The organism is Streptomyces sp. NPDC038200, from assembly GCF_055600785.1.
Map to the genome: position 1 here is coordinate 925,997 of NZ_JBVJYH010000001.1, position 24,292 is coordinate 950,288.

At 74.0% G+C, this 24,292-nt stretch carries 24 protein-coding genes; 11 read left to right on the forward strand and 13 right to left on the reverse strand.

Translation table 11 applies throughout. From position 1 onward, the window contains the following. Positions 1-47 precede the first annotated feature (47 nt). Positions 48-665 carry a LysE family translocator gene (locus ACZ7KF_RS03890; RefSeq protein WP_471069149.1) on the forward strand — a complete coding sequence of 206 codons (618 nt, stop codon included), beginning with the start codon at positions 48-50 and terminating at the stop codon, positions 663-665. Positions 666-679: 14 nt separating this feature from the next. Here ACZ7KF_RS03890 and ACZ7KF_RS03895 read toward each other — a convergent pair whose 3' ends face one another. Beyond that, a complete protein-coding gene (locus ACZ7KF_RS03895) occupies positions 680-1,162 on the reverse strand; it encodes a nitroreductase/quinone reductase family protein (RefSeq protein WP_471069151.1) in 483 nt (160 codons plus the stop codon). Beyond that, positions 1,162-2,400, reverse strand: coding sequence for an acyl-CoA dehydrogenase family protein (locus tag ACZ7KF_RS03900; protein WP_471069153.1), 1,239 nt, complete (start codon positions 2,398-2,400; stop codon positions 1,162-1,164). The genes ACZ7KF_RS03895 and ACZ7KF_RS03900 overlap by 1 nt, the downstream gene beginning before the upstream one ends. Before the next feature lie 76 nt (positions 2,401-2,476). Here ACZ7KF_RS03900 and ACZ7KF_RS03905 point away from each other — a divergent pair, with 76 nt between their 5' ends. Further along, positions 2,477-3,649 (forward strand): thiolase C-terminal domain-containing protein, encoded by a 1,173-nt coding sequence (locus ACZ7KF_RS03905; RefSeq protein WP_471069155.1) that lies wholly within the window; start codon positions 2,477-2,479, stop codon positions 3,647-3,649. A 31-nt stretch (positions 3,650-3,680) separates the two neighbouring features. On the opposite strand, the gene ACZ7KF_RS03910 is transcribed toward ACZ7KF_RS03905, so the two are convergent. After that, on the reverse strand, positions 3,681-4,970 hold the full coding sequence (locus ACZ7KF_RS03910) for an MFS transporter (protein WP_471069157.1): 1,290 nt from the start codon (positions 4,968-4,970) through the stop codon (positions 3,681-3,683). Positions 4,971-4,996: 26 nt separating this feature from the next. Between ACZ7KF_RS03910 and ACZ7KF_RS03915 the strand changes: the two genes are divergently transcribed. The 3 genes from ACZ7KF_RS03915 to ACZ7KF_RS03925 all read left to right on the forward strand — a co-directional run bounded on the left by ACZ7KF_RS03915 (position 4,997) and on the right by ACZ7KF_RS03925 (position 6,962). After that, positions 4,997-5,530: a CGNR zinc finger domain-containing protein gene (locus ACZ7KF_RS03915; RefSeq protein ID WP_471069159.1), complete on the forward strand. Its 534-nt coding sequence runs from the start codon at positions 4,997-4,999 to the stop codon at positions 5,528-5,530. A 77-nt stretch (positions 5,531-5,607) separates the two neighbouring features. After that, positions 5,608-6,276 carry a pyridoxine/pyridoxamine 5'-phosphate oxidase gene (locus ACZ7KF_RS03920; protein WP_471069161.1) on the forward strand — a complete coding sequence of 223 codons (669 nt, stop codon included), beginning with the start codon at positions 5,608-5,610 and terminating at the stop codon, positions 6,274-6,276. A gap of 179 nt (positions 6,277-6,455) precedes the next feature. After that, complete coding sequence (locus tag ACZ7KF_RS03925; protein ID WP_471069163.1) at positions 6,456-6,962, forward strand: carboxymuconolactone decarboxylase family protein; 507 nt, start codon at positions 6,456-6,458, stop codon at positions 6,960-6,962. A 38-nt stretch (positions 6,963-7,000) separates the two neighbouring features. Here ACZ7KF_RS03925 and ACZ7KF_RS03930 read toward each other — a convergent pair whose 3' ends face one another. Continuing rightward, positions 7,001-7,420: a Zn-ribbon domain-containing OB-fold protein gene (locus ACZ7KF_RS03930; protein ID WP_471069165.1), complete on the reverse strand. Its 420-nt coding sequence runs from the start codon at positions 7,418-7,420 to the stop codon at positions 7,001-7,003. Continuing rightward, entirely contained in the window at positions 7,402-7,851 is a 450-nt protein-coding gene (locus tag ACZ7KF_RS03935) for a DoxX family membrane protein (protein ID WP_471069167.1), read from the reverse strand. The genes ACZ7KF_RS03930 and ACZ7KF_RS03935 overlap by 19 nt, the downstream gene beginning before the upstream one ends. A gap of 311 nt (positions 7,852-8,162) precedes the next feature. Between ACZ7KF_RS03935 and ACZ7KF_RS03940 the strand changes: the two genes are divergently transcribed. From ACZ7KF_RS03940 to ACZ7KF_RS03955, 4 genes are all read left to right on the forward strand, one after another. After that, a complete protein-coding gene (locus ACZ7KF_RS03940) occupies positions 8,163-9,350 on the forward strand; it encodes a flavin-containing monooxygenase (protein ID WP_471069169.1) in 1,188 nt (395 codons plus the stop codon). Between the two features lie 96 nt (positions 9,351-9,446). Continuing rightward, complete coding sequence (locus tag ACZ7KF_RS03945) at positions 9,447-11,666, forward strand: acetate--CoA ligase family protein (RefSeq protein ID WP_471069171.1); 2,220 nt, start codon at positions 9,447-9,449, stop codon at positions 11,664-11,666. After that, positions 11,663-12,451, forward strand: coding sequence for an enoyl-CoA hydratase/isomerase family protein (locus tag ACZ7KF_RS03950; protein WP_471069173.1), 789 nt, complete (start codon positions 11,663-11,665; stop codon positions 12,449-12,451). Before ACZ7KF_RS03945 ends, ACZ7KF_RS03950 begins: the two co-directional genes overlap by 4 nt. A gap of 52 nt (positions 12,452-12,503) precedes the next feature. Beyond that, positions 12,504-13,100, forward strand: coding sequence for a flavin reductase family protein (locus ACZ7KF_RS03955; protein ID WP_471069573.1), 597 nt, complete (start codon positions 12,504-12,506; stop codon positions 13,098-13,100). Positions 13,101-13,125: 25 nt separating this feature from the next. On the opposite strand, the gene ACZ7KF_RS03960 is transcribed toward ACZ7KF_RS03955, so the two are convergent. Then, positions 13,126-14,433, reverse strand: a complete 1,308-nt coding sequence (locus tag ACZ7KF_RS03960) for an MFS transporter (RefSeq protein WP_471069174.1) — start codon at positions 14,431-14,433, stop codon at positions 13,126-13,128. 71 nt (positions 14,434-14,504) lie between these two features. Here ACZ7KF_RS03960 and ACZ7KF_RS03965 point away from each other — a divergent pair, with 71 nt between their 5' ends. Further along, positions 14,505-15,614: a GlxA family transcriptional regulator gene (locus ACZ7KF_RS03965; protein WP_471069176.1), complete on the forward strand. Its 1,110-nt coding sequence runs from the start codon at positions 14,505-14,507 to the stop codon at positions 15,612-15,614. Here ACZ7KF_RS03965 and ACZ7KF_RS03970 read toward each other — a convergent pair. The 3 genes from ACZ7KF_RS03970 to ACZ7KF_RS03980 form a co-directional block, all read right to left on the reverse strand. Next, positions 15,536-16,585 (reverse strand): Zn-dependent alcohol dehydrogenase, encoded by a 1,050-nt coding sequence (locus ACZ7KF_RS03970; protein ID WP_471069178.1) that lies wholly within the window; start codon positions 16,583-16,585, stop codon positions 15,536-15,538. The two genes, ACZ7KF_RS03965 and ACZ7KF_RS03970, sit on opposite strands and share 79 nt — an antisense overlap. Further along, positions 16,585-17,733, reverse strand: a complete 1,149-nt coding sequence (locus ACZ7KF_RS03975) for an acyl-CoA dehydrogenase family protein (RefSeq protein WP_471069180.1) — start codon at positions 17,731-17,733, stop codon at positions 16,585-16,587. The genes ACZ7KF_RS03970 and ACZ7KF_RS03975 overlap by 1 nt, the downstream gene beginning before the upstream one ends. A 143-nt stretch (positions 17,734-17,876) precedes the next feature. Further along, positions 17,877-18,788: an SDR family NAD(P)-dependent oxidoreductase gene (locus tag ACZ7KF_RS03980; protein WP_471069182.1), complete on the reverse strand. Its 912-nt coding sequence runs from the start codon at positions 18,786-18,788 to the stop codon at positions 17,877-17,879. Positions 18,789-18,874: 86 nt separating this feature from the next. Here ACZ7KF_RS03980 and ACZ7KF_RS03985 point away from each other — a divergent pair, with 86 nt between their 5' ends. Continuing rightward, on the forward strand, positions 18,875-19,801 hold the full coding sequence (locus tag ACZ7KF_RS03985) for a cyclase family protein (protein ID WP_471069184.1): 927 nt from the start codon (positions 18,875-18,877) through the stop codon (positions 19,799-19,801). A gap of 250 nt (positions 19,802-20,051) precedes the next feature. On the opposite strand, the gene ACZ7KF_RS03990 is transcribed toward ACZ7KF_RS03985, so the two are convergent. From ACZ7KF_RS03990 to ACZ7KF_RS04005, 4 genes are all read right to left on the reverse strand, one after another. After that, the gene (locus tag ACZ7KF_RS03990) at positions 20,052-20,525 is read right to left on the reverse strand and encodes an ATP-binding protein (protein ID WP_471069574.1); all 474 of its coding nucleotides are present in this window, start codon (positions 20,523-20,525) and stop codon (positions 20,052-20,054) included. 552 nt (positions 20,526-21,077) lie between these two features. Then, on the reverse strand, positions 21,078-21,944 hold the full coding sequence (locus ACZ7KF_RS03995) for an acyl-CoA dehydrogenase family protein (protein WP_471069186.1): 867 nt from the start codon (positions 21,942-21,944) through the stop codon (positions 21,078-21,080). A gap of 2 nt (positions 21,945-21,946) precedes the next feature. After that, positions 21,947-23,080: an acyl-CoA dehydrogenase gene (locus ACZ7KF_RS04000; RefSeq protein ID WP_471069575.1), complete on the reverse strand. Its 1,134-nt coding sequence runs from the start codon at positions 23,078-23,080 to the stop codon at positions 21,947-21,949. Continuing rightward, the gene (locus ACZ7KF_RS04005; RefSeq protein WP_471069188.1) at positions 23,080-24,276 is read right to left on the reverse strand and encodes an amidohydrolase family protein; all 1,197 of its coding nucleotides are present in this window, start codon (positions 24,274-24,276) and stop codon (positions 23,080-23,082) included. The genes ACZ7KF_RS04000 and ACZ7KF_RS04005 overlap by 1 nt, the downstream gene beginning before the upstream one ends. Positions 24,277-24,292 lie beyond the last annotated feature (16 nt).

Here is a 24,292-nt window from a genome sequence, read left to right on the forward strand (position 1 = left end):
CAAATTACAGGAACACTTTCGGGCCATTCACGCCTAATGTCCCCAGCATGGACTCGGGACTGCTCTTCTCCTTCCTCGTCGTGGACCTGCTGCTGGTGTGCGTGCCGGGCGCCGACTGGGCGTACGTGATCGCGACCGCCCTGCGCGGCAACTCGGCGGCGCGCGCGGTGGCGGGCCTGGTCTGCGGCTACGCCCTGCACACGGCCCTGGCGACGGCGGGCCTGGCGGTGCTGGTGGCGGGCTCGCCCCGGCTGCTGACGGCCCTCACGGTGGCGGGCTCGGGCTATCTGCTCCGGCTGGGCTGGGGCGTCCTGCGCCGCCCGGCGGTCCCGGAGGCGGACGACCGCACGGCGGCCGACGGCCGGCTCTTCCTGCGGGGCGCCACGATCAGCGGCCTCAACCCCAAGGGTCTGCTCCTCTACCTGTCCGTACTGCCCCAGTTCCTCACCCTCCGCGGCGCCCATCTGCCGGTACCCGTGCAGACGGCGACGCTGGGCCTGCTGCACATGGCGTGTTGCGCGGCCGTCTACCTCACCGTGGGCGTCCTCGCCCGCGCCCTGCTCGCGGCGAGGCCCGCGGCGGCCCGGGCGGTGACGCGCACATCGGGGGCGGCGATGCTGGGGATCGGCGCGCTCCTGCTGGTGGAACGGCTGGCGACGCTGTAGCCCCGCGCCCCGCCTCAGGGCGCGGCGGTGAGCCGGAAGAGCCGGATCTCCCGCTCCACCCGGGCCTGGTACGCGGCGTACGGCGGCCAGAACGCGAGGGCCGCCCGCCACGCCCGTGCCCGCTCCTCCCCCGTGAGCAGCCGGGCCGTGACCGGGATCTCCCGCCCCTGCCAGCTCACCGAGGCGCGCGGGCGGGCGAGCAGATTGTGGGTCCAGGCGGGATGGCCGGGCCGGCCGAAGTTGGAGCCGACCAGGATCCAGCTGCGGCCGCCCTCCTCCGGCATGCAGGCCAGCGGGGTCCGGCGGGCGAGGCCGCTGCGCGCCCCGGTCGAGGTGAGGATCACACCGGGCAGCATCCGGGCGCTGAGCAGCACCTTTCCCCGGGTGAGCCGGTGCACGCCCCGGTCGAGGGCGGGGATCACATGCGGGGCGATCCTCGCGAACGCCCGGGTCGAGGACACCTTCCGCACGAACCGCACGCCCAGGGCCGCGCCCATCAGACCGCCACCTCCCCGCCCGCGAACAGCCCCGCCGTCTCGGCGGCCCGTCCCCGCAGCCGGTGCACGGGCCCGAACAGCAGCTCGTCCCCGGCCGCCCGCTTGAAGGCCAGATGGGCGTCGTGTTCCCAGGTGAACCCGATCCCGCCGTGCAGCTGGATCCCCTCACCGGCGGCACACCGCAGCGCCTCCAGCCCCTGGGCGAGCGCGAGCCCGCCGACCCCCTCGCCCGTCCTGTGCCACCGCCCTTCCGGCGAGGCGCCGCGCGCGGTGCCCTCCGGTTCCCGGCCGGTGGCCCAGGCGGCGTAGTACGCGGCCGACCGTGCCGCCTGCACGGCCACGTACGCGTCCGCCAGCCGGTGCTTCACCGCCTGGAAGGACCCGATGGGCCGCCCGAACTGCACCCGCTGCGCGGCGTACTCCACCGTCCGCTCCAGTGCCCGGTCGGCGGCTCCCACGGCCTCGGCGGCGAGCACCGCGGCGACGGCGTCCCCGGCCTCGGCGAGGGCGGGCAGCACGTCCGTCTCCTCGGCGCCCAGCAGCTCGGCCCGTACGTCCCTGAGTTCCAGGCGTCCTTGGGGCCGGGTGGCGTCCAGTGCGGTCTGCCGGACCCGGACGAGTCCCGGCGCGTCCCCCGCCACCAGGAAGAGCAGCGTCCGCGACCGGGCGAACCCGCCGGTGTGCGCGGCGACGAGCAGCATCCCCGCGCTGTGCCCGTCCAGCACCTGCCCCACCTCCCCGTACAGCCGCCAGCCGCCCTCCGCCCGCCGCGCCTGCACCCCGCCGGCCCGTCCGCCGCCGGCGCTGTACGCCTCGTTCCCGCCGGTCAGGGCGAGGGCGGTGGCGAGCGCGGGGCCGCAGACGGCGAGGGCGGCGGTGAGGGTCCCGGCGGCGATGCGCGGCAGCAGTCCGGCGCGCTGGGCCTCCGTGCCGAGGGCGAGGATCAGCGGGGCGGTGAGGACGGAGGTGGCGAGCAGCGGGGAGGGGGCGAGGGAGCGGCCCGTCTCCTCGCAGGCGAGGGCGAGTTCGGTGACCGAGCAGCCGACCCCGCCGTACGCCTCCGGGAGCGCGAGGCCCGGCAGACCGAGGCGGTCGGCGAGGGCCGACCACAGGAGGGGGTCGTGTCCGGCCGGTGTGTCGACGGCGGCCCGCACCTCGCCCGGTCCGCAGCGTTTGCGCAGCAGTTCGCGCAGGGTCCGGCGGATCTCGTCCTGCTCGGCGGTGAGGCGGGTGTCCATGGCTCTTCCCTCCGCATCTGACGGGCCGTCATATTAGGAGGGCCGGAACGAGATGCACAGGGGGAGGAGCCCTCTCATGACTCGCGGGAGCAGGAAGGCCGCCGTGGTCGGCGTGGCCCTCTCCGACTGCGGACGCGTGGCCGACACCACGCCCTACGCCCTGCACGCCCAGGCGGCCCGCCGTGCCCTGGCCGACGCCGGCCTGGACCGCGCCCGGGTGGACGGCTTCGCCTCGGCGGGCCTCGGCACGCTGGCCCCGGTGGAGGTCGCCGAGTACCTGGGCCTGCGCCCCACCTGGGTGGACTCCACCTCGGTCGGCGGCTCGACCTGGGAGGTCATGGCGGCGCACGCGGTGGACGCGATCGCGGCGGGCCACGCCGACGCCGTGCTGCTGGTGTACGGCTCGACGGCCCGCGCCGACATCAAGGCGGGCCGCCGTACCGGCACCCTGTCCTTCGGCGCGCGCGGCCCCCTCCAGTTCGAGGTGCCGTACGGCCACACGCTGATCGCGAAGTACGCGATGGCGGCCCGCCGGCACATGATCGAGTACGGCACGACGATCGAGCAGCTGGCCCAGGTGGCGGTCCAGGCGAGGGCGAACGCGGCCCTGAACCCGGAGGCGATGTTCCGCGAGCCGGTCACCGTCGACGACGTGCTGTCCGGCCCGATGATCGCCGACCCCTTCACCAAGCTGCACTGCTGCCTGCGCTCGGACGGCGGCGCGGCGGTGCTGCTGGCGGCCGAGGAGTACGCGCGGGACTGCCGTACGGCCCCCGTGTGGGTCCTCGGCACCGGCGAGCACGTCTCGCACGCCGCCCTGTCCGAGTGGTCCGACTTCACGGTCTCCCCGGCGGCGGTGAGCGGCCGGCTGGCCTTCGAGCGGGCCGGGGTGACGCCGTCCGACATCGACTTCGCGGAGATCTACGACGCCTTCACCTACATGACCCTGGTGACCCTGGAGGACCTGGGTTTCTGCGCCAAGGGCGAGGGCGGCGCGTTCGTGGAGAAGGGCCGGCTGCTGGTGCGGGGCGGGGAGCTGCCGGTGAACACGGACGGGGGCGGCCTGTCGGCCCAGCACCCCGGGATGCGGGGGCTGTTCCTGCTGGTGGAGGCGGTACGGCAACTGCGGGGCGAGGCCGGGGAGCGGCAGGTGCGACGGCGGGACGGCGCCTTGCCCCGGCTGGGGGTGGCGTCCGGGACCGGGGGGTGGTTCTGCTCCTCGGGGACGGTGGTGCTGGGGCGGGACTGAGGAGGGGCGGCGGGGGGGGGCGGGCCGGCGCTCACGGCGCGGTCCTGGTGCGGTCGCCGCGGGCGGTGACCGCCGCTGCCGCCGCCGTGACCAGGGCGAGGACCGCCCAGGCCGGGGTGAAGCTGTGGGTGGTGTCGCGCAGGAGCCCGAGGGCGGGCGGGACCAGGACGACGGCGAGCTGGTTGACGGCCATGACCAGGCCGAGGACGAATCCGGTCCTGCCGGGCGGGGCCGCCTCGGCGAGGTGGGCGATCCACGGGCCGTACCAGCCGATCCCGAAGAAGCCGAGCCAGACGAAGAGGACGGCCGCCGCGACCGGGGAGTGGCCGAGCGGTGTCGTCAGAGCCGCCAGCCCGGCCACCGCCGCGACCATGGCGACCAGGACGGGCCGGTAGCGCCCCGAGCGGCTGCGGTCGCTCCAGGCCGCGAGCACGATCCGGCCCAGCATGCCCGCCACTTGGGCCGCCACCAGGACAGCGGCCGTGGGACCGGCCGCCAGGCGCGTCTCGTCGTGCAGAAAGAGCGCGCCGAGGACACCGACGCCGCCGTGCACCGCGACCATGCTCGTGCCGGAGAGCAGGGCCTTCACCAGGGACGGCGCACGGAGCATCCGCAGCCGGGCCGCGAGCGGTGCGGACGGGGTGTCGGCCGGGCGGGCGGCCGGGGAGCGGTCGGGGGCGGTGGGAGCGGGTGGCCGCCGGTACAGCGCCGTGAAGAGCCCGGCGCCCACGAGCGCGACCAGCCCGCCCGTCACCAGCGCCGCCCGCCAGCCGTACGAGGTGGCGAGCACCGGCAGGACGGCCGCGGCGAGCGCTCCGCCCAGCGGCAGACCGGCCTGGCGGATCCCCATGGCGAGCCCCCGCCGGGACGGATCGAACCAGGCGGCCACCGACTTGCTGCCGCCGGGCTGGGCCGTGCTGTACCCGGCGCCGACGACCAGCAGAACCAGGAGCAGGGACGTGTACCCCTGCGCCAGGCTCCCGCCGAGCAGGCCCAGGGCGACCACACCGGCGCCGATGCCGACGACCCAGCGCTCGTTGTAGCGGTCCAGCAGCTCACCGGCGACCAGCAGGCCGACCAGAGGCACGAGTTGGGAGGCGGACAGCAGCAGTCCGAGCTGGGCCGTGCCGAGGTCCAGCGAGTGTCGCAGGGGGACGGCCATCGCCCCGATGCCCTGCACGAAGAAGCAGGACGCGGCCTGGGTGAAGGTGGCGATCCCGAGGACCACCCAGCGGTACGGGAGCGGGTCGGGGGCGATCGGGGAGACGGGGACGCGGGGGGTGGAGCCATGGCTCACGGCCGTGCCGGTGTGGTGACTCATGACGGCCAGCCTGATGTAATGGTCTTATGCATCTCAACCCTTACGGCGAGGACGCCGTCGCCCTCGCCGCCGAGCTGGCCAACCGGCGTCCGGTGAGCGCCGAGGAGCTGCTGGACCGCTGTCGCGCGGCCGGGCTGCTCGTCGACGGGCCGGTGGGACCGGCGGACCTGGCGCGCACGCACGCGCTGCTGGACGCCTGGGAGGGGGTGGTCGACGCGGCGGACGAACGGGAGCGGGCCGAGCGGCTCAACCGGATGCTGGCCGCGGACTCCGCCCATCCCCGGCTGACCGACCACGCGGGCACCGGCTGGCATCTGCACTTCCGCGACGACCACCGGTCGCTCGGCGCCCTGCTGTGCGCGCTGGTCTCCGTCGGGACCGCGCTGCACCTGGTCGGGCGCGGTATGCACCGGCTCGGGCGGTGTGCCGTCGCGGACTGCGCCACGATCTTCGCCGACACCACGCGGACCGGGCGCCGGCGCTACTGCTCCCAGCGCTGCGCCAACCGGGACGCGGTCCGCCGGCACCGCGCGAACCACCCGTCGTCCGGCGCGGCCTGAGCCCGGCCAGGGCCCCCGCGACCGCCGCCCGGCCCCCGGACCGCGGTGCGCCGCCGGGCGGGGGTGATACTCGCCCCATGGCACAGCACGATCTTCACGAGCTGCTCCGGTCGTTGCGGGTCTGGGACCCCGAGGCCACGGAGCTGCGCCCCTTCGATCCGGAGACGGCGCCTCCCACCCCGCTGACCCTGTTCACGAGCTGGTTCGCGGAGGCGGTGGCAGCGGGGCAGCCGGAACCGCACACCATGTCGCTGGCGACCGTGGACGCGGAGGGGAGGCCGGACGTACGGATCGTGATGCTGCACGGCGCCGACCCGGACGGCTGGTCCTTCGCGACGCACGCCACGAGCCGCAAGGGCCGCGCGCTGAGCGCCCGGCCGTACGCGGCCCTCGCCTTCTACTGGCCGGTGCTGGGGCGCCAGGTGCGGGTACGCGGTCCGGTCACGTCGGCGCCGGCCGAGGAGAGCCAGGCCGATCTGCACGCGCGCTCCACCGGCGCGCTGGCCGCCGCGCTGACCGGCCGGCAGAGCGAGGAACTGCCCTCGGTGGCGGAGCTGCGGCGGGAGTCGCAGGCGGCCTGGGAGCGGGCCCGGGAGAACCCCGGGGAGCCGTCGCCGACCTGGACCCTGTACCGGCTGCACCCGGAGAGCGTGGAGTTCTTCCAGGGGGACGCGGAGCGGCGGCACGTGCGGCTGGAGTACCGCAGCACGGGGTTCGGCTGGAGCAGGCAGTTGCTGTGGCCCTGAGGAGTCCTCCTCCGGCCGGTCACCCTTCTCCGTCGCCGTAGTCCTCCTCCGGCCGGTCACACTTCTCCGTCGCCGTAGTCCTCCTCCGGCCGGTCACACTTCTCCGTCGCCGTCCGTCAGTGCGGTGACAGTGACACACGAGCGCCGAAGAGCGCTCGAGGAACACCGAGGAGACGGCGATGGAGAAGCGTTCGGTCACGGCGGAGATCCCGATGGCCCCGCGGATGCCCGAGGACCCCGCGGAGCTGGTCCCCGAGCTGGCGGAGGTGTCGGCCGCGCTGTTCCGGGTGACCGGCAACGGTTCGGTGCCGCGCTCCACGATCGGACTGGTGCAGCTGCGGGCCGGTCAGATCGTCGGCAGCACCTATCTGACCGTGCTGCACACGGGGTTCCTGCGCAAGGCCGGGCAGTCGGAGGAGCGGATCACCTCGGTGGCGTCCTGGCAGGACTCGCCGTACTTCACGGCCGCCGAGCGGGCCGCGCTGGCGCTCGTGGAGGCCGTGCTGCAGCCGTGCACGGCCGGTGAGCGGGTCTCCGACGAGCTGTACGCGCGGGTGGCCGAGCACTACGCGGGCAAGGCGCTGGCCACCCTGATGTTCGCGATCGGCCAGGTCAACTTCTTCGTCCCGGTCGCGCTCGTCGCCAAGCCGGTGCCCGGCCGGTCCTTCACCGCCCCGTGGAAGTGACGGGGCGGGGGGGCGGCCACTGAACCGGGGAGCGCGGCTCAGGCGGGGCGCCGCGGGGCGAACACCGGCCTTCCCTCCCGGAACCTCACCTCGAGCGGCATTCCGGCCACCAGTTCCGTCTCCGCGCAGTCCACGACCTCGGTCATCATCCTCGGCCCCTCCGCCAGGTCGACGACGGCCGCCGTGTAGGGGGTGCGCCCGCGGAACGGCGGGAGGTCGTTGTGGTGGACGGTGGACCAGGTGTAGAGCGTGGCCAGGCCGCCGGCCTCCTCCCAGGTCACCTGCTCGCTCCAGCAGTGCGGGCAGAACTCCCGGGGGTAGTGGTGGGCCCGGCCGCAGGCCCCGCAGCGGCGGATCAGCAGACGGCCCCGGGCCGCCGCCTCCCAGTAGGTGCGGGTGAAGGCGTCGGGCTCGGGGAGGTCGTGGCGTGCCGTGTCCGTCAGAACCACCCCAGCCACGCGTCCAGCGACCACGTCTGCCAGGCCATGCCGAAGAGGCCGACCAGCGAGATCAGCGCCATCATCGAGTTCTGGCCCTGCTCCGCCCAGTCGTGGATCATGAGGACGAGGTAGACGGCGTTCAGCAGCAGGCCGCCCACCAGCGCGACCGGGGTCAGGAAGCCGAGGATCAGGCCGAGGCCCAGGGACAGCTCGGCGTAGGCGACGACGTACGCCATCAGTTTCGGGCGGGGTGTGACCACCGTGTCGAAGCCCGACCGCACCGCCGTCCAGCGGTGTCCCGCCGCCACGTCCGCCGCCCAGGCGATGCCGCTCCCGCGCTCGAACCAGGCCTTCTTGTCCTTGTGCCGCCAGCTCTCCAGCCACCACAGGCCGAGGCCGATGCGCAGCACCGCGAGCCACTGAGCGCCGTCCAGCCATATCGCGTCCATGAATCTGACGGTACGTCAGATCGGTCGCCTTGCCGAGGGGGACGGCGAGGGTTTCCCGTGCGGCGCCGCGGGCCACCCGTGCGTCCGCCGCGTGTCGTGGACGGTTTCGCCGGCACTCCCTCGCGTTCGCGGTCGCCACCCACAGGCCCCGCCCGCCGCCCGTCCCGCACCGGTGGGCCCCTGCGCGCCCGGGTCCGGCGGCGCGGTTCTTCACGGCCGGGACACCGTTCCCGAACACCCGTGATCAATCCGCAACCAATTCCGGTCTTGACCGAGACCCATCAACCGGGCATGTGATTACGCTCCCGCTCATGGCCGTCTCCCGTCCCACCCCCGTACACCTCTCGCCCACCCCCGCCGACCGTCCGGTGTATGTGATCGGCGCCGGTCCGGGCGGCCTCGCCGCCGCCCACGCCCTGCGGGCGCGGGGCATACGGGCCGTGATCCTGGAGAAGTCCGACCACGTGGGCGCCTCCTGGCGGCGGCACTACGACCGGCTGCACCTGCACACCACCCGCCGGCTGTCCGCGCTGCCGGGCCTCGCCATACCCCGCAGGTTCGGCCGCTGGGTGTCCCGGGACAACGTGGTGCGCTATCTGGAGAAGTACGCCGAGCACCACGAGCTGGAGATCGTCACCGGCGTGGAGGTGCACCGCGTCGACCGGACCGAGGACGGCACCGGGTGGCTGCTGCACGCCTCCGGCGGCCGCGAGCTGACCGGCAGCGCGGTGGTCGTCGCCACCGGTTTCAACCACACCCCGCTGCTGCCCGACTGGCCGGGCCGGGAGGGGTACGCCGGCGAGCTGCTGCACGCCGGCGGCTATCGCAACGCCGAGCCGTACCAGGGCCGTGACGTGCTGGTCGTCGGGATCGGCAACACGGGTGCGGAGATCGCCGTGGACCTGGTGGAGGGCGGGGCCGCGCGGGTGCGGCTGGCGGTGCGCACGGCACCGCACATCCTGCGCCGGTCGACCCTGGGCTGGGCCGCCCAGTACACGGGCGTGCTGGTGCGGCGGCTGCCGGTGCGGCTCGTGGACCGGCTCGCCGGGCCGGTGGGGCGGCTCAGCACCCCGGACCTGTCCGCGCACGGGCTGCCGCGACCGGACACCGGGCTGTACAGCAGGGTGCGGCAGGGCGCGATCCCGGTCCAGGACGTCGGCCTGACCGACGCCGTGCGCACGGGCAAGGTGGAGATCGTGGCCGCCGTGGAGGCGTTCGAGGACGGCAAGGTGGTCCTCGCCGACGGCAGCCGGATCTCGCCCGACGCGGTGGTCGCGGCGACCGGGTACGTCCGCGCGCTGGAGGGACTCGTCGGGCACCTCGGGGTGCTGGACGGGCGCGGCAGACCGGTGGCGCACGGCGGCCGTACGCCCGCACAGGCACCCGGCCTGTACTTCACCGGCTTCACCAACCCCATCAGCGGCATGTTCCGGGAGCTGGCGATCGACGCGGGGAAGATCGCCCGCTCCGTGGCCAGGGGATTTCGCACCCAGCGGTAACTTTGTCCTTCCGACCCGTTCCTGACACTCCGTCAGTTAAGTAATCTGACTGAGCGTCAGTTGCAGGTGACTGTCTCCCGGGAGGCGGGCGGAACGATGCTTGGATCGACCCACGGCACCCTCACCACCGACGCCCGCCGGGCTCGGGTCGTCGCCTGCGGCGAGCAGCGGCCCGGCCCCGTCGTGCACGATCAGGTGGACGACCTCGACGTCGGCGGGCGCCCGCTCTACGCGGACGTCCCCGACCTGACCCGGTTCTTCCGGCCCCGGTCCGTCGCCGTGATCGGCGCCTCCGACACGGAGGGACGGCCGAACACCGGGATCACCCGGCAGCTGCTGGACTGGGCCGGCCGGGTCGGGGCGCGGGTGCATCCGGTGCACCCCACCCGCCCCTCCGTGTTCGGCCTGCCCTGCGCGGCCCGTGTCGGCGAGCTGCCCGAGCAGGTCGACCTCGCCGTCCTGCTGGTGGCCGACCCGCTTCCGCTGATCGAGGAACTCGGCGAGGCGAAGGTGCAGTTCGCGGTCGCCTTCGCCTCCGGGTTCGCCGAGACCGGGGAGGCGGGCGCCGAGGCCCAGGAGCGGCTCGCCGAGGCCGTGCGGCGCTCGGGGCTGCGCCTGCTGGGCCCGAACACCAACCTCAACGCCTTCGAGCGGTTCCGCGAGGACCTGTCCGGCCCGGCCATCGCGCTGATCACCCAGTCCGGACACCAGGGGCGGCCCGTCTTCGCCCTCCAGGACCTGGGCATCCGGCTCTCGCACTGGGCGCCCACCGGCAACGAGGCCGACCTGGAGACCGCCGACTTCCTGTCCTGGTTCGCCGAACAGCCCGAGGTCGGCGCCATCGCCGCCTACGTGGAGGGGCTCAAGGACGGCCGCGCCTTCCTGCTGGCCGCCGACCGCGCCGCCCGCCGCAAGGTGCCGGTGGTCGCCGTGAAGGTGGGCCGGACCGAGGCCGGTGCCCGGACGGCGGCCTCGCACACCGGCAAGCTCACCGGCGCCGACGACGTCGTGGACGCGGCCATGCGGCAGTACGGCGTGATCCGCGTCGACGCCCTGGACGAACTCCAGGACACGGCGGCGCTGCTGGCGCGGGCGCGGGCCCCCCTGGCCGACGGTGTGGTCGTCTACTCCATCTCGGGCGGCACGGGCGCGCACGTCGCCGACCTGGCCGCCGGGGCGGGGCTCCGGCTGCCGAGGCTGTCCCCGGAGAAGCAGGCCGAGCTGCACCAGTGGATACCGGAGTACCTGGACGTGGCCAACCCGGTGGACAACGGCGGCCACCCGGTCGGCGACGAACGCGGCCGGAGGATCATCGACGCCCTGCTGGCCGACCCCGGCGTCGGGGTGCTGATCTGCCCGGTGACCGGCCCCTTCCCGCCCCTCAGCGACCGGCTCGTACGCGATCTGGTGGCCGCCGCCGAGGAGACGGACAAGCTGGTGTGCGTGGTGTGGGGGTCGCCGGACGGCACCGAGCCGGCGTACCGGGAGGTGCTGCTCGGCTCCTCCCGCGTGGCCACCTTCCGCACGGTCGGCAACTGCCTGACCGCCGTCCGCGCCTGGCTCGGCCACCACCGCTTCGTGACCGGCTACCGCTCCCCCTTCGACGAGGCCCCACGCACCCCCTCCCCCTCCTTCCGCAAGGCCGAGGCGCTGATGCAGCCCGGCCGACAGCTCAGCGAGCACGCGGCCAAGCAGCTGCTGCGGGCGTACGGCGTCCGGGTGCCGCGCGAGCAGCTGGTGACCAGCGCCGCGGCGGCCGTACGGGCGGCCGGGCAGGTGGGCTACCCGGTGGTGATGAAGGCGTCCGGCGCGCAGCTCGCGCACAAGACCGAGCTGGGCCTGGTGAAGATCGGCCTGACCTCGGCGAGCCAGGTCCGCGACGCCTACCGGGAGCTGACCGACATCGCCCGCTACGAGGGCGTCGGGCTGGACGGCGTCCTGGTGTGCCAGATGGTCGAGCAGGGCGTGGAGATGATGGTCGGCGTCACCCACGACGACCTGTTCGGGCCGACGGTGACGGTGGGGCTCGGCGGGATCCTGGTGGAGGTGCTGCACGACGCGGCGGTCCGGGTGCCGCCCTTCGGCGAGGACCAGGCCCGCGCCATGCTCACCGAACTGCGCGGCCGGGCCCTGCTGGACGGGGTCCGGGGGCGTCCGCCGGCCGATGTGGACGCGCTGGTGGAGGTGGTCCTGCGGGTGGAGCGCATGGCCCTGGAGCTGGGCTCGCACCTGTCGGAGCTGGACATCAACCCGCTGATGGTGCTGCCCCGGGGCCAGGGCGCGGTGGCGCTGGACGCGCTGGTGGTGTGCCGATGACGGAGATCCGGCACGACGTTCGCGACGGGGTCTGCCACCTCACCCTGGACCGCCCCGAGACGCTGAACGCCCTCACCCCGGCCATGCGGGACCGCCTCGTCGGCCTGCTGGCGGAGGCGTCCGCCGACCCGGAGGTCCGGGCGGTGGTCCTCACCGGCACCGGACGCGGCTTCTGCGCGGGCGCGGACCTGCGCGCCGCGGCCGGCGCCCCCGGCCGGCGCGTCGCCGGGGACGTGGCCCGCACCCTGCGCGTCGGCGCGCAGCGGCTGATCGCCGCCGTCCTGGACTGCGAGAAGCCGGTCCTGGCCGCCGTGAACGGCACGGCGGCCGGGCTGGGCGCGCATCTGGCCTTCGCCTGCGACCTGGTCCTGGCCGCCGACTCGGCCCGCTTCCTGGAGGTGTTCGTCCGCCGCGGCCTGGTCCCGGACGCCGGCGGCGCCTATCTCCTGCCCCGGCTGATCGGCCCGCGGCGCGCGAAGGAACTGATGTTCTTCGGCGACGCGCTGCCGGCCCCGGACGCGGAACGCCTGGGCCTGGTCAACCGGGTCGTCCCGGCAGCCGAGCTGGAGCAGACCTCCCGCGCGTGGGCGAGCCGTCTGGCCGCCGCGCCGACGAGGTCCCTCGCCCTGACCAAGCACCTGGTGAACGCCTCCCTCGACACCGACCGCGCCACCGCCTTCGCCGCCGAATCCTGGGCCCAGGAGATCAACATGACGACCGAGGACGCCCGGGAGGGTCTGCGGGCCTTCGCGGAACGCAGGGAAGCGGAGTTCCGGGGGCGGTGAGCCCTGCCCACCCCTTCCTATCTGACACATCGTCAGTTTCAATGGGACGATGATGGGACACGCAGGAGCGGCGGCTTTCGCGCTTCGATATCTGGGGGCCGGGCCCGAGGAGGCCCTGCCGCGGCCCGAGTTGCGGTGCGTGCGGGAGGACGAGCGGGCGCCGGTGGGACAGGCGGAGTTCCGGCGCGTCCTGGGCGGCTTCGCCAGCGGGGTCACCGTGATCACGGCGCCCGCGGCCGACGGCGAGCCGGGCCCCGCCGGATTCGCCTGCCAGTCCTTCTCCTCCCTCTCCCTCGAACCGCCCCTGGTGTGCTTCATGGTGGGCCGCACCTCCACGACCTGGCCGCGCATCGCCCGCGCCGGCGTCTTCTGCGTCAACGTGCTCGGCGCCGCCCAGGACGAGCTGTGCCGGGCCTTCGCGGTGAGCGGCGCGGACAAGTTCGCCGGGGTGGCGTACGACCCCGCGCCCGTCTCGGGTTCACCGCGGCTGGCCGGCGTCGCCGCCTGGATCGACTGCACCGTCCACGCCGTGCACACCGGGGGCGACCACCTCATCGTCGTGGGCCGGGTGGACGCCCTCGGCGCGGACGGCCCCGGCGATCCCCTGCTCTTCCACCGGGGGCGGTTCGCCCGGCTCGCCGACGGCTGAGCCCCAGGGGCCGGCCGCGGGGCGTTCAGGACACGGCGGGGCTGAGGGCGGTCGTCGTGGGGCGCCGTATGACCAGGGACATCAGGGCCGCCGCCGCGCACAGCGTGCCGGCGGCGTACCAGACGACGTCGTAGGAGCCGAAGACGTCCCGGGCGACCCCGCCGAGGTAGGCGACGAGGGCCGCGCCGATCTGGTGGGAGGCGAGCACCCAGCCGAAGACGATGGCGCTGCTCTCGCCGAACTGCTCCCGGCACAGGGCCAGGGTGGGCGGGACGGTGGCGACCCAGTCGAGGCCGTAGAAGACGATGAAGAAGATCATCGGCGGATGGACGGAGGGGCCCAGCAGCATCGGCAGGAAGAGCAGGGACAGGCCGCGCAGGGCGTAGTAGACGGCGAGCAGGCGGCGCGGTGCGAAGCGGTCGGTGAACCAGCCGGAGGCGATGGTGCCGACGACGTCGAACACGCCGATGACCGCGAGCAGCGAGGCCGCCGTCGTCACGGGCATGCCGTGGTCGTGCTCGGCGGGCACGAAGTGGGTCTGCACCAGGCCGTTGGTGGAGGCTCCGCAGATCGCGAAGGTGCCGGCGAGCAGCCAGAAGGTGCCGGTGCGCACGGAGGAGGACAGGACGGCGAGGGTACGGCGGGCGGCGCCGGTCACCGGGGGCGGCTTGGGCACGAACTCCTCGGCGCCGTAGGGCGTCTCGCCCACGTCGGCCGGGTGGTCGTGCAGCAGCAGCCAGACGAAGGGGACGACGGCCAGCGCGGCCAGCGCGACCGTGACCGCGGCGGGACGCCAGTCGTGCCGCTCGACGATCCAGGACAGCAGCGGCAGGAAGACCAGCTGTCCGGAGGCGGAGGCCGCGGTGAGGATGCCGCTGACCAGGCCGCGCCGCTCGGTGAACCAGCGGTTGGTGACCGTCGCCGCGAAGGCCAGCGCCATGGATCCGGTGCCGAGCCCCACCAGCAGACCCCAGCACAGCAGCAGCTGCCAGGCCGCCGTCATCCACACGGTCAGGCCGGAGCCGAACGCGATCACGATGAGCGCGACGGCCACCACGCGGCGGATGCCGAAACGGTCCATCAGCGCGGCGGCGAAGGGCGCGGTGAGGCCGTAGAGCGCGAGGTTGACGGAGACGGCCGCGCCGATCGTGCCGCGCGACCAGCCGAAGTCCTGGTGCAGCGGGTCGATGAGCAGACCGGGCAGGGAACGGAAGGCCGCCGCGCCGGTGATGGTGACGAACGTGACGGCGGCGACGAACCAGGCGCGGTGTACGCGGCGGCGCCGGGCGGGCGGGGCCTGGACGGGGGCTGCGGCGGGGCTTGTCTGAGTCACGACGCACAGCCTGCGTTCCGCGCGCCCGCCCATCGAGTGGCCCGAAGGACAGCCTTCGCTAGGATCGGGCCATGACGGACTCAGGGGAATTCCGGCCGCACCGGATCGCCGTCCTCGCCCTGGACGGCCTGCTGCCCTTCGAACTGGGCATTCCGCACCGGATCTTCGGCCGTCCGCGGGACGCCCGGGGACGGCACCTGTACGAGGTGGTGACCTGCTCCGTCCGGCCGCCCGGCCCGGTCGAGACGGACGCCGACTTCGCCGTGCACGTCGCGCACGGACCGGAGGCGCTCGCGACGGCCGACACCGTGATCGTCCCGGCGTCGTACGAACTCGGCCCGGTCTACGAGGAGGGCCGGCTCACCGAAGAGCTGGCCGTCGCCCTCGGCCGGGTCCGTCCCGGCACCCGCCTCGCCTCCATCTGCACCGGCGGTTACGTCCTCGGCGCGGCGGGCGTGCTGGACGGCCGCCCGGCGACCACGCACTGGGCCGACGCCGAGCGCTTCCAGCGGCTGTTCCCGAAGATCAAGGTGGACCCGGGCGTGCTCTTCGTCGACGACGGGGACGTGCTGACCTCGGCCGGTGTGGCCGCCGGGATCGACCTGTGCCTGCACATGGTCCGCCGTGACTTCGGCACGGCCGTCGCCAACGAGGTCGCCCGGCTCACGGTCGTACCGCCCCATCGCGACGGCGGCCAGGCCCAGTACATCCACCGCCCGGTCCCCGACCCGCAGCTGGCCACGACGACCGCCTCCCGTGCCTGGGCGCTCGGCCGGCTGCACGAGCCGATCCAGCTGCGGGACATGGCCGAGCAGGAGGCGATGTCGGTGCGCACCTTCACCCGCCGCTTCCGTGAGGAGACCGGCATCAGCCCCGGCCAGTGGCTCGCCCAGCAGCGCGTGGAGCGCGCCCGGCACCTGCTGGAGTCCACCGACTGGTCGATGGACCAGGTGGCCCGGGAGTCCGGCTTCGGCACGGCCCAGTCGATGCGCCAGCACCTGCAGGCCGCGCTCGGGGTCACGCCCACCGCCTACCGGCGCACCTTCCGCACCGGTGGCGGTGCCGACCGGAGCGACGGCGCCGGCACCCCGCCGGCGTCCGCTCAGAACGTGAGCACCGCTCGCGCCACCCGGCCCGCCTCCGCGTCCGCCCGGGCCTTCTCGAAGTCCTCCACCGGATAGACGGCCGTCACCAGTTCGTCCAGCAGCAGTCGTCCTCGGCGGTACAGCTCGGCGTAGAGGGGGATGTCCCGCTGGGGGCGCGAGGAGCCGTAGCGGCAGCCGAGGATCGATTTGTCCAGGAAGAGCGAGGAGACCAGGAAGGACGCCTCGGCCGTGGCCGGGGGCACGCCGAGCAGGATCGCCTGGCCGCCGCGGTCGAGCAGGTCGACGGCCTGGCGGATCAGCTCCACCCGCCCCACGCACTCGAACACGTGGTCGGCGCCGGTCGGCAGGATGTCCCGCACGCCCTCGGCCGACGTCAGGAAGTCGGTCGCGCCGAACCGCCGGGCCACCGCCTCCTTGGCCGGATCGGCGTCCACGGCCACGATGCCGTGGGCGCCCGCGAGCCGCGCGCCCTGGAGGACGTTCAGCCCGATCCCGCCCGCGCCGATGACGACCACACTGTCCCCGTGGTCCACCCGCGCCCGGTTCAGGACCGCGCCGAGCCCGGTGAGCACCCCGCAGCCGATCAGTGCGGCGGAGGTCAGCGGGATGTCCTCGGGGATCCGTACCGCCTGCACGGCCTTGACGACCGTGCGTTCCGCGAAGGCCGAGTCGGCCGCGAACTGGTACACCGGTTCCGTGCCCCGGGTGAACGGCTTCCCGGGACGCCCGATCGCCCGCCGGCACATGGTCGGCCGCCCCCGGTCGCACTCCGCGCAGGTCCCGCAACTGGCGAGGGTGGACAGGGCCACATGGTCACCGGGGGCGACATGGGTGACGCCCGCGCCCACCGCCGCCACGACGCCGGCCCCCTCATGGCCGAGCACCACCGGGACGGGGAACGGGATGGTGCCGTCCAGCACCGACAGATCGCTGTGGCACAGTCCGGCCGCCGCGATCGCCACCAGCACCTCGCCCGGTCCCGGCTCCCGGACCGTCAGGTCGTCGACGACCCGGACCCGCCTGCCGTCGAACACCACACCACGCATCACACGGCCCCCTTCGGTTCTCCCGGCAGTCCGAGCACGCGCTCGGCGATGATCGTGCGCTGGATCTGGTCCGAGCCGCCGTAGACGGTGTCGGCCCGGGTGAACAGGAACAGATGCTGGGCGGCGTCGATCCGGTACGGCGAGGAGGCCGACCAGTCCGCGGGTCCCACGGCCGCCCGCGCGCCCCTGACCTCGACGGCCAGCTCGCCCAGCCGCTGGTGCCAGTTCGCCCACAGCAGCTTGGCCACGCTGGGTGCGCCCGGGTCGCTCGTGCCGCCGAGGGTGCGCAGGGCGTTCCAGCGCATGGCGCGCAGCTCGGCCCACTGCCGGACGAGCCGGGCGCGCAGGACGGGATCGGCCGCGGCGCCGGTCCGGACGGCCGTCTCGACGACCGCTGTCAGCTCCGCGGCGAACCCGATCTGCTGGGCCAGCGTGGAGACCCCGCGTTCGAACCCCAGCAGGCTCATCGCCACCCGCCAGCCCTGCCCCTCGCCCCCGACGACATGCTCCACGCGCGCGCGTGCGCCGTCGAAGAAGACCTCGTTGAAGTCGCTGGTGCCGGTCAGCTGGCGGATGGGGCGCACCTCGATCCGGCCGGGCTGGTCCATGGGCACGAGCAGGAAGCTCAGGCCGTGGTGGCGCCGGGAGCCGGGGTCGGTGCGGGCCAGGACGAAGCACCAGTCGGCCTCGTGGGCGAGCGAGGTCCAGATCTTCCGCCCGCTGATCCGGTAGGACGCCCCCTCCCGCACCGCCGCCGTGCGCACGGACGCCAGGTCCGACCCGGCGTCCGGTTCGCTGTATCCCTGGCACCACAGTTCCTCACCGGCCGCGACGGGCGGCAGGAAGCGGCTCTTCTGGGCGTCGTCGCCGTGGGCGATGAGGGTGGGGGCCAGGAGGTTCTCCCCGATGTGCCCGGAGCGCGGGGGTGCCCCGGAGCGGGCGTACTCCTCGGCCCAGACGACCTGCTGGGTGAGGGTGGCGGTGCGGTTGCCGTGTCCCGGCTCCGGCCAGCCGAGGCCGATCCAGCCGGCTTCGCCCAGCGTGCGTTCCCAGGTACGCCGGTCCGTGCCGGGGTCGGCGTGCGCGGCCAGCCAGGTCCGGGCCTCGTCCCGGAACGCCTCGTCCTCTTCGGTGAACCCGAACTCCATGTGAACCACCTCGTGTCAGGCCGCGGCCGAGTGGCGCCCCCGAAGGGCGCGGGGAACTGCGCGACGCACCACGGCACACCCCTGGCCGCCGGCGGACCAGCACCTCCCGGCCCCCGGCCCCCGGCGCACCGCGGCCTCCACCCCTAGGCGTTGGGGCGTTCCCCGCCCCGCGCCGCCTCTTCCATCGCCGCCAGCCGGGACAGCATCGGCATCGGGTCCACCCCGACCGATCCCGGCAGGAACGCGGCGATCTTCTCCGGTGTCCAGCCGCCGTCGGCGTACGCGGCGCGCAGTTCCCTCGGCTGGGCCCACACGGCGATCTTCGGGCCGGCGACCGTGTACACCTGCCCGGTGACGTCCTGGGCGGCGGCCTGTTCGGACAGCAGATACACCACCAGCGCGGCCACGTCCTCCGGCTCCCCGATCTCCGCGAGCCGTGAGGGGACGTTGGCCGACATCCGGGTGCGGGCCACCGGCGCCACCGCGTTCGCGGTCACCCCGTACTTGTGCAGGCCGAGCGCGGCGCTGCGCACGAGCGAGATGATCCCGCCCTTGGCGGCGCTGTAGTTGGCCTGGGAGACGGAACCCTGGTGGTTGCCGCTGGTGAAGCCGATGAGAGTGCCCGACCGCTGCCTGCGCATGACGGCGGAGGCGGCGCGGAACACGGTGAACGTGCCCTTGAGATGGGTGGCGAGGACCGGGTCCCACTCGTCCTCGGTCATGTTGAACAACATCCGCTCCCGCAGGATGCCGGCCACGCACACGACCCCGTCGACACGGCCGTACGACTCCACGGCGGCGTCCACCACCCGCTGCCCGCCCGCCATGGTGGAGATGTCGTCGGCGACGGCGACGGCCTCGCCGCCCGCCGCCTCGATCTCCTTGACGACGGCCTCGGCGACCTCGCTCGTGGGCGAGCCGCCGTCCACCGCCACACCGTGGTCGTTGACGACGACCTTCGCGCCCTCGGCCGCCGCCGCCCGTGCGACCGCCCGTCCGATCCCGCGCCCGGCACCCGTCACGGCGACGACCTTGCCTGCCAAGAAGTTCCCCACGCCCGGCCCCTTCCCGCGGTTTCTGACGGTCCGTTAGATTTTATGGCCCGTCGGACGGGCGGACACAAGCCCCGGGGAGGCACCGGATGGCACTGCCGGAGGAGTTCCACGAGATCGCCGAGCGCGTGAACAACTGGGGGCGCTGGGGGGCCGACGACGAGATCGGCACCCTGAACCTGATCACCGACGGCGTGGTGCGCGAGGCGGCGGCCGAGGTGCGCTCCGGGCACCGCGTCCCCCTCGCCCTCCCCCTGCGACAGGACGGGGTGCAGACGGGGATGATCCCGGGCCGGGTCAACCCGTTGCACGCGATGGTGCAGATCAACCAGGAGCTGTTCGGTCCGGGGACGGTGGCGTGCAGCGACGACACGGTGACGATGGGCCTGCAGTGCGCCACCCACTGGGACGCGCTGACCCATGTCTCGCACTCCGGCAGGCTCTACAACGGCCGCCCGGCGCACACGGTCACCGCGCACGGCGGCGCCGAGTTCAGCGGCATCGACAAGGTGCCGCACCTGGTCTCGCGCGGGGTGCTGCTGGACGTGGCACGCGCCCGGGGCGTGGACCGGCTGGCGGGCGGGCACGCCGTCACACCGCAGGACCTGGCGGAGGCCGAGGAGTTCGGCCGGGTCCGGGTGCGGGCCGGCGACATCGTGCTGGTGCGGACCGGGCAGGTGCGGGCGTATCTGGCCGGGGACCGGCAGGGGTACGGCCATCCGTCGGCCGGGCTCTCGGTGCGCTGCCCGGAGTGGTTCCACGCGCGTGACGTCGCGGCGGTCGCGAACGACACGCTCACTTTTGAGATCTTCCCGCCCGAGATCGAGAATCTCTGGCTGCCCGTGCACGCGCTGCATCTCGTGGAGATGGGGATGCTGCAGGGCCAGAACTGGGATCTCGAAAAGTTGTCCACAGCCTGTGGAGAAACGGGACGGTACGCGTTCCTGCTGTCGGCGATGCCCGAGCCGTTCGTCGGCGCGACGGGAACACCGGTGGCACCGGTGGCGATCCTCTGAACGGCGGTGACCGGGTCGCGGCTGGCGGCGCGCCTCCCCCCACCGTCACGCGCGCCGCCATCCGATGCGACCCGCACTCGACGAGGACGGCCGGAGACCGGGCCCTCGCCGTCCCCTCGCGGCGAATCGACGCCCACCAGCCTGAACAGGCGCCCAGGCGACGTCAACGCCGGTGCGGGGAGGTGTGGCGACACGGCGTCCGCGGGGTCCGCGCACGGTTGCACCCCCGGCGCATCACCGCTCCCGGCGGCTACACCGCTTCGTAGGCGAGATCCTCGTACGCGGACAGTCCGCCCCCGTACGCCATCGCCGCGCTCTCCCGGGGCTGTGAACAGCGGTCCAGTTCGCACCAGATGCTCTTCCCGGCGCCTTCGGCGCTCCAGCCCCAGCGGTCGGCGAGACAGTCCACGAGGGCCAGGCCCCGGCCGCCGGTGGCGTCCCGGCCGGCGCAGCGGGGCACGGGCGCGCGGGAGCAGGTGTCGGCCACCTCCACCCGCACCGTGGCCGACGGGCAGTTCTCCGCCGCCGGGCCCGGCAGGCAGAGCCGCAGCACCGCCGGACGGCCGGTGTGCACCACGGCGTTGGTCACCAGCTCGGAGACGAGCAGGATCAGGTTCTCGGCCAACGGCTCGTCGGCCGCTATCCCCGAACCGGCGAGCCGCGAGCGGGCCCATCTTCTGGCCCGCCCCACCTCCGCGGGGTCGGGCCGGATCTCCAGCTGCACTTGAAGCACCTGCACCGCTCACACCATCCGAACCGGCGGACACATGGTCCCGCACCGTCCGCGCGCCACGGCGTCAGCCGCGGCGACGATCACGACGAGGGCCACGATCGTAGCCATTTTCTGCATGGCCAGAACAACGGCCAGAGCAAGGGTCACGGAACGTGATTCCCTTGCGAGACAGCATGGTTGACGTACAGTCACCCCAACAAGCGCTTCGGGCATATTCCCGCGCGAAGGAGTACGCGTGCGGCATACTGTGCGACGCACGTGCCGGGGAGTCGAACAGGCGAGGGCAACGGCCCTGACCGCCCCGCGAGCTGCGGCGCGCACCGCGCGACCCGGCACCGCCCCAGGGGCACCGCCGGCCCGGCTCGTCCGCGCAGCCACTCGCATCCCACACAAGGTACCCGAGGACACCGCCGACTCCGGGCCGTGACGAGTCCCGCGAAGGACACAACCCGGTATCGACGCTCCGTGATTCCGTCCCGCCACGATCCGCGACATCGTGGGCCAAAGCTTTTGGTCCACGCTCCCCGGGGCACCCCCGTAGGTTCAGTCCAGCAGCGCGGCGGCGAGCAGTTCCTCACTCTGCGTGCTCCCCCCGCCGCGCCGGGCGCGCACCCAGGCGCGTTTGAGGTGCAGATGCACGTCGGCCTCCCAGGTGAAGCCCATGCCGCCGTGCACCTGGAGGCAGTCGCGGGCCCCGCGCACGGCGGCCTCGTCGGCGAGCAGCCGCGCGGCGGCGATGTCGGCGGGGTCGGCCGTGACGGCGGCGGCGTACACGGCGGCGCGGGCCGTCTCGGCCCGCACCAGCAGGTCCGCGCACAGCTGCTGGACGGCCTGGAAGGCGCCGATCGGCCGCCCGAACTGTTCGCGGGTCCGGGCGTGTTGCACGGCCAGCTCGCACACCCGTCCGGCCGTGCCCAGCTGCTCGGCCGCGGTGAGGAGCACGGCCTCCGGCTCCGGTTCGCCGGCGCCGGGCACCCGGTGCAGCGGCGTCAGCGGGTCCACCGACCGCAGCGGGACGGCACCGGAGACGTCCCCGCGCACCACGTCCGCCGCGGCCAGCCACTCCACCAGCTCCCCGTCGACGCCCGCGACGACCGTCTCCCCGCGCGCCGCGCCGGGCACGACGCCGGCCGCCAGATGCGTGGCCGCCAGCGGGCCCGGCAGCAGGGCCCGCCCGGCCTCCTCGAAGACCAGCACCGCCTCGGGCAGCCCCAGTCCGACCCCGCCGTCCGCCTCGGGCAGCCGCAGGGCGAAGAACCCCGCCTCCCCGAGGGTGCGCCACAGCGCACGGTCGAGCCGGCCCGGCGCGGCGACGGCCGCGCGCAGCGCCTCCCGCCCGAAGCAGCGCTCCAGCAGCTCCCGTACGCCGTCGCGCAGCGCCCGCTGGTCGTCGTCGAGTCGGAACCGCACGCTCATCTCCCCCTGGGCAGGCCGAGGATCCGCTCGGCCACGATGGTGCGCTGGATCTGCGAGGTGCCGGCGGCGATGGTGTACGACAGCGAGGACAGCCGGTCGAGCGTCCAGGGGCGGTCCAGATCGAGGCTGTCGGGCCCCAGCACCTCGGCGGCGGCGTCGTACAGCTCCTGCCGGGCGTGCGAGTAACGGAGTTTGAAGACCGAGCCGCCGACACCGGGCACCGAGCCGTTCGCCTCCGCCTCGCTGACGTTCCACTGGGTCAGCCGCCACAGCGCCCGGAACTCCGCGTCGAGCCGGCCGAGCCGCCGGCGCAGCACGGGATCGTCCCAGCGCCCGTTCTTCCGGGCGGCACGGGCGAGTTGGCCGAGGACCCGGCGGCAGGCGACGACCTCGCCGACGAAGGCGGTGCCGCGTTCGAAGGAGAGGGTGACCAGGGTGACGCGCCAGCCGTCGTTCTCCGCCCCCACCCGGTTGGCGACGGGCACCCGCACCTCGTCGAGGAACACCTCGGCGAACTCCGCCGACCCGGCGAGGGTGCGCAGCGGCCGTACGGTGACGCCGTCGGCGTCCATCGGCAGGGCGAGCCAGGTGATGCCCCGGTGCCTGGGGGCGTCCGGGTCGGTGCGGACCAGCAGTTCGCACCAGTCGGCGACCTCGGCGTGCGAGGTCCAGATCTTGGACCCGGTGACCACGTACGTGTCGCCGTCCCGCCGGGCGCGGGTGCGCAGCGACGCGAGGTCGGAGCCGGCGTCCGGTTCGCTGAACCCCTGGCACCAGACCTGCTCGCCGCGCAGGATCGGGGGCAGCCAGCGCGCCCGCTGCCCGGCGCTGCCCTCGGCGGCGATCGTCGGCCCGGCGTGCAGCAGTCCGACGAAGTTGGCGCCCACATAGGGCGCGCCCGCCATCTCGGTCTCCTCCAGGAAGATCAGCCGCAGGGTCGGGGAGGCGTCCCAGTGGACGTCGGCGTACCCGGCGTCGTACAGCATCCGCTGCCAGCCGAGGTCGTAGGCGCGGCGGCCGGGCCAGTCGTCGGGCGACGGCTTGTCCGGCAGGGTGGGCAGCACCGCGGCGAGCCACTCCCGCAGCCGGGCCCGGTACTCCTCCTCCTCGGGCGTGCAGGAGAGGTCCATCACGTGTCCAGGTCCAGGCCCAGCATGCGGATGGCGTTGCCCCGCATCAGCTTGTGGACGGTCTCGTCGTCCAGGCCCTTCACATGGTCGAGGGCGACCTCCTTGGTGTGCGGGAAGGTCGAGTCGACGTGCGGATAGTCGGTCTCGAAGGTGGCGTTGTCGCGGCCGACGACGTCCAGGGACGCGATCCCGTGCTTGTCGCGGAAGAAGCAGCAGAAGATCTGCCGGTAGTAGTACGTCGACGGCGGTTCGGGGATCAGGTCCCTGACCCCGCCCCAGGCGCGGTGCTCCCGCCAGACGTCGTCGGCGCGTTCCAGGGCGTACGGGATCCAGCCCATCTGGCCCTCGGAGTAGGCGAGGGTGAGGCGGGGGAACCGCACCAGGACCCCGCTGAAGAGGTAGTCCATCATCGAGGCCATCGCGTTGTTGAAGCTGAGCGCGGCCTGCACGGCGGGCGGCGCGTCCGGGGAGGCGGCCGGCATCTGGGAGCTGCTGCCGATGTGCATGTTGACCACCGTCCCGGTGTCCTGGCAGGCGGCGAAGAAGGGGTCCCAGTAGCCGGAGTGGATGGAGGGCAGCCCGAGGTGGGTGGGGATCTCGGAGAAGGTCACCGCCCGTACCCCGCGCGCGGCGTTGCGCCGGATCTCCGCGACGGCCAGGGAGACGTCCCACAGCGGGATCAGGCACAGCGGGACGAGCCGGCCGCCGCTGTCCCCGCACCACTCCTCCACCATCCAGTCGTTGTAGGCGCGCACGCAGGCGAGGGCGACCTCCTTGTCGTGGGCCTCGGCGAAGGTCTGCCCGCAGAAGCGGGGGAAGGTCGGGAAGCAGAGGCTGGCCTCGACGTGGTTGAGGTCCATGTCCTTCAGGCGCTCGGCGGGGTCCCAGCATCCCGGGCGCATCTGCTCCCTGGTGATGCCCTCCAGCGTCATCTCGTCCCGGTCGAAGCCGACGGCGGCGATGTTGCGCTTGTACGGGAACTTCAGGTCCTCGTAGATCCACCAGTCGGTGGGCTGGCCCTGCGGGTCCATGGTGATCTGGTACTTCCCGCCGACGTAGGCCAGTTCCCCGATGCCGGCGGTCAGCGGCTTCGGGCCGCGCTCCCGGTACTTGGCCGGCAGCCAGGTCTCGAAGAGGTGGGCGGGCTCGATCACGTGGTCGTCGACGCTGATGATGCGGGGCAGTTCGGTCGCCATGGGTCCCCTCCGCCGG

What these genes read in the sequence shown, in the direction of transcription:
- ACZ7KF_RS04005 (WP_471069188.1), bottom strand. Translation starts at nt 24,276, where the DNA reads ATGGCGACCGAACTGCCCCGCATCATCAGCGTCGACGACCACGTGATC.
- ACZ7KF_RS03920 (WP_471069161.1), top strand. Translation starts at nt 5,608, where the DNA reads ATGGCACAGCACGATCTTCACGAGCTGCTCCGGTCGTTGCGGGTCTGG.
- ACZ7KF_RS03900 (WP_471069153.1), bottom strand. Translation starts at nt 2,400, where the DNA reads ATGGACACCCGCCTCACCGCCGAGCAGGACGAGATCCGCCGGACCCTG.
- ACZ7KF_RS03940 (WP_471069169.1), top strand. Translation starts at nt 8,163, where the DNA reads ATGGCCGTCTCCCGTCCCACCCCCGTACACCTCTCGCCCACCCCCGCC.
- ACZ7KF_RS03935 (WP_471069167.1), bottom strand. Translation starts at nt 7,851, where the DNA reads ATGGACGCGATATGGCTGGACGGCGCTCAGTGGCTCGCGGTGCTGCGC.
- ACZ7KF_RS03970 (WP_471069178.1), bottom strand. Translation starts at nt 16,585, where the DNA reads ATGCGTGGTGTGGTGTTCGACGGCAGGCGGGTCCGGGTCGTCGACGAC.
- ACZ7KF_RS04000 (WP_471069575.1), bottom strand. Translation starts at nt 23,080, where the DNA reads ATGGACCTCTCCTGCACGCCCGAGGAGGAGGAGTACCGGGCCCGGCTG.
- ACZ7KF_RS03955 (WP_471069573.1), top strand. Translation starts at nt 12,504, where the DNA reads ATGGGACACGCAGGAGCGGCGGCTTTCGCGCTTCGATATCTGGGGGCC.
- ACZ7KF_RS03905 (WP_471069155.1), top strand. Translation starts at nt 2,477, where the DNA reads ATGACTCGCGGGAGCAGGAAGGCCGCCGTGGTCGGCGTGGCCCTCTCC.
- ACZ7KF_RS03975 (WP_471069180.1), bottom strand. Translation starts at nt 17,733, where the DNA reads ATGGAGTTCGGGTTCACCGAAGAGGACGAGGCGTTCCGGGACGAGGCC.
- ACZ7KF_RS03925 (WP_471069163.1), top strand. Translation starts at nt 6,456, where the DNA reads ATGGAGAAGCGTTCGGTCACGGCGGAGATCCCGATGGCCCCGCGGATG.
- ACZ7KF_RS03945 (WP_471069171.1), top strand. Translation starts at nt 9,447, where the DNA reads ATGCTTGGATCGACCCACGGCACCCTCACCACCGACGCCCGCCGGGCT.
- ACZ7KF_RS03985 (WP_471069184.1), top strand. Translation starts at nt 18,875, where the DNA reads ATGGCACTGCCGGAGGAGTTCCACGAGATCGCCGAGCGCGTGAACAAC.
- ACZ7KF_RS03895 (WP_471069151.1), bottom strand. Translation starts at nt 1,162, where the DNA reads ATGGGCGCGGCCCTGGGCGTGCGGTTCGTGCGGAAGGTGTCCTCGACC.
- ACZ7KF_RS03950 (WP_471069173.1), top strand. Translation starts at nt 11,663, where the DNA reads ATGACGGAGATCCGGCACGACGTTCGCGACGGGGTCTGCCACCTCACC.
- ACZ7KF_RS03890 (WP_471069149.1), top strand. Translation starts at nt 48, where the DNA reads ATGGACTCGGGACTGCTCTTCTCCTTCCTCGTCGTGGACCTGCTGCTG.
- ACZ7KF_RS03965 (WP_471069176.1), top strand. Translation starts at nt 14,505, where the DNA reads ATGACGGACTCAGGGGAATTCCGGCCGCACCGGATCGCCGTCCTCGCC.
- ACZ7KF_RS03910 (WP_471069157.1), bottom strand. Translation starts at nt 4,970, where the DNA reads ATGAGTCACCACACCGGCACGGCCGTGAGCCATGGCTCCACCCCCCGC.
- ACZ7KF_RS03915 (WP_471069159.1), top strand. Translation starts at nt 4,997, where the DNA reads ATGCATCTCAACCCTTACGGCGAGGACGCCGTCGCCCTCGCCGCCGAG.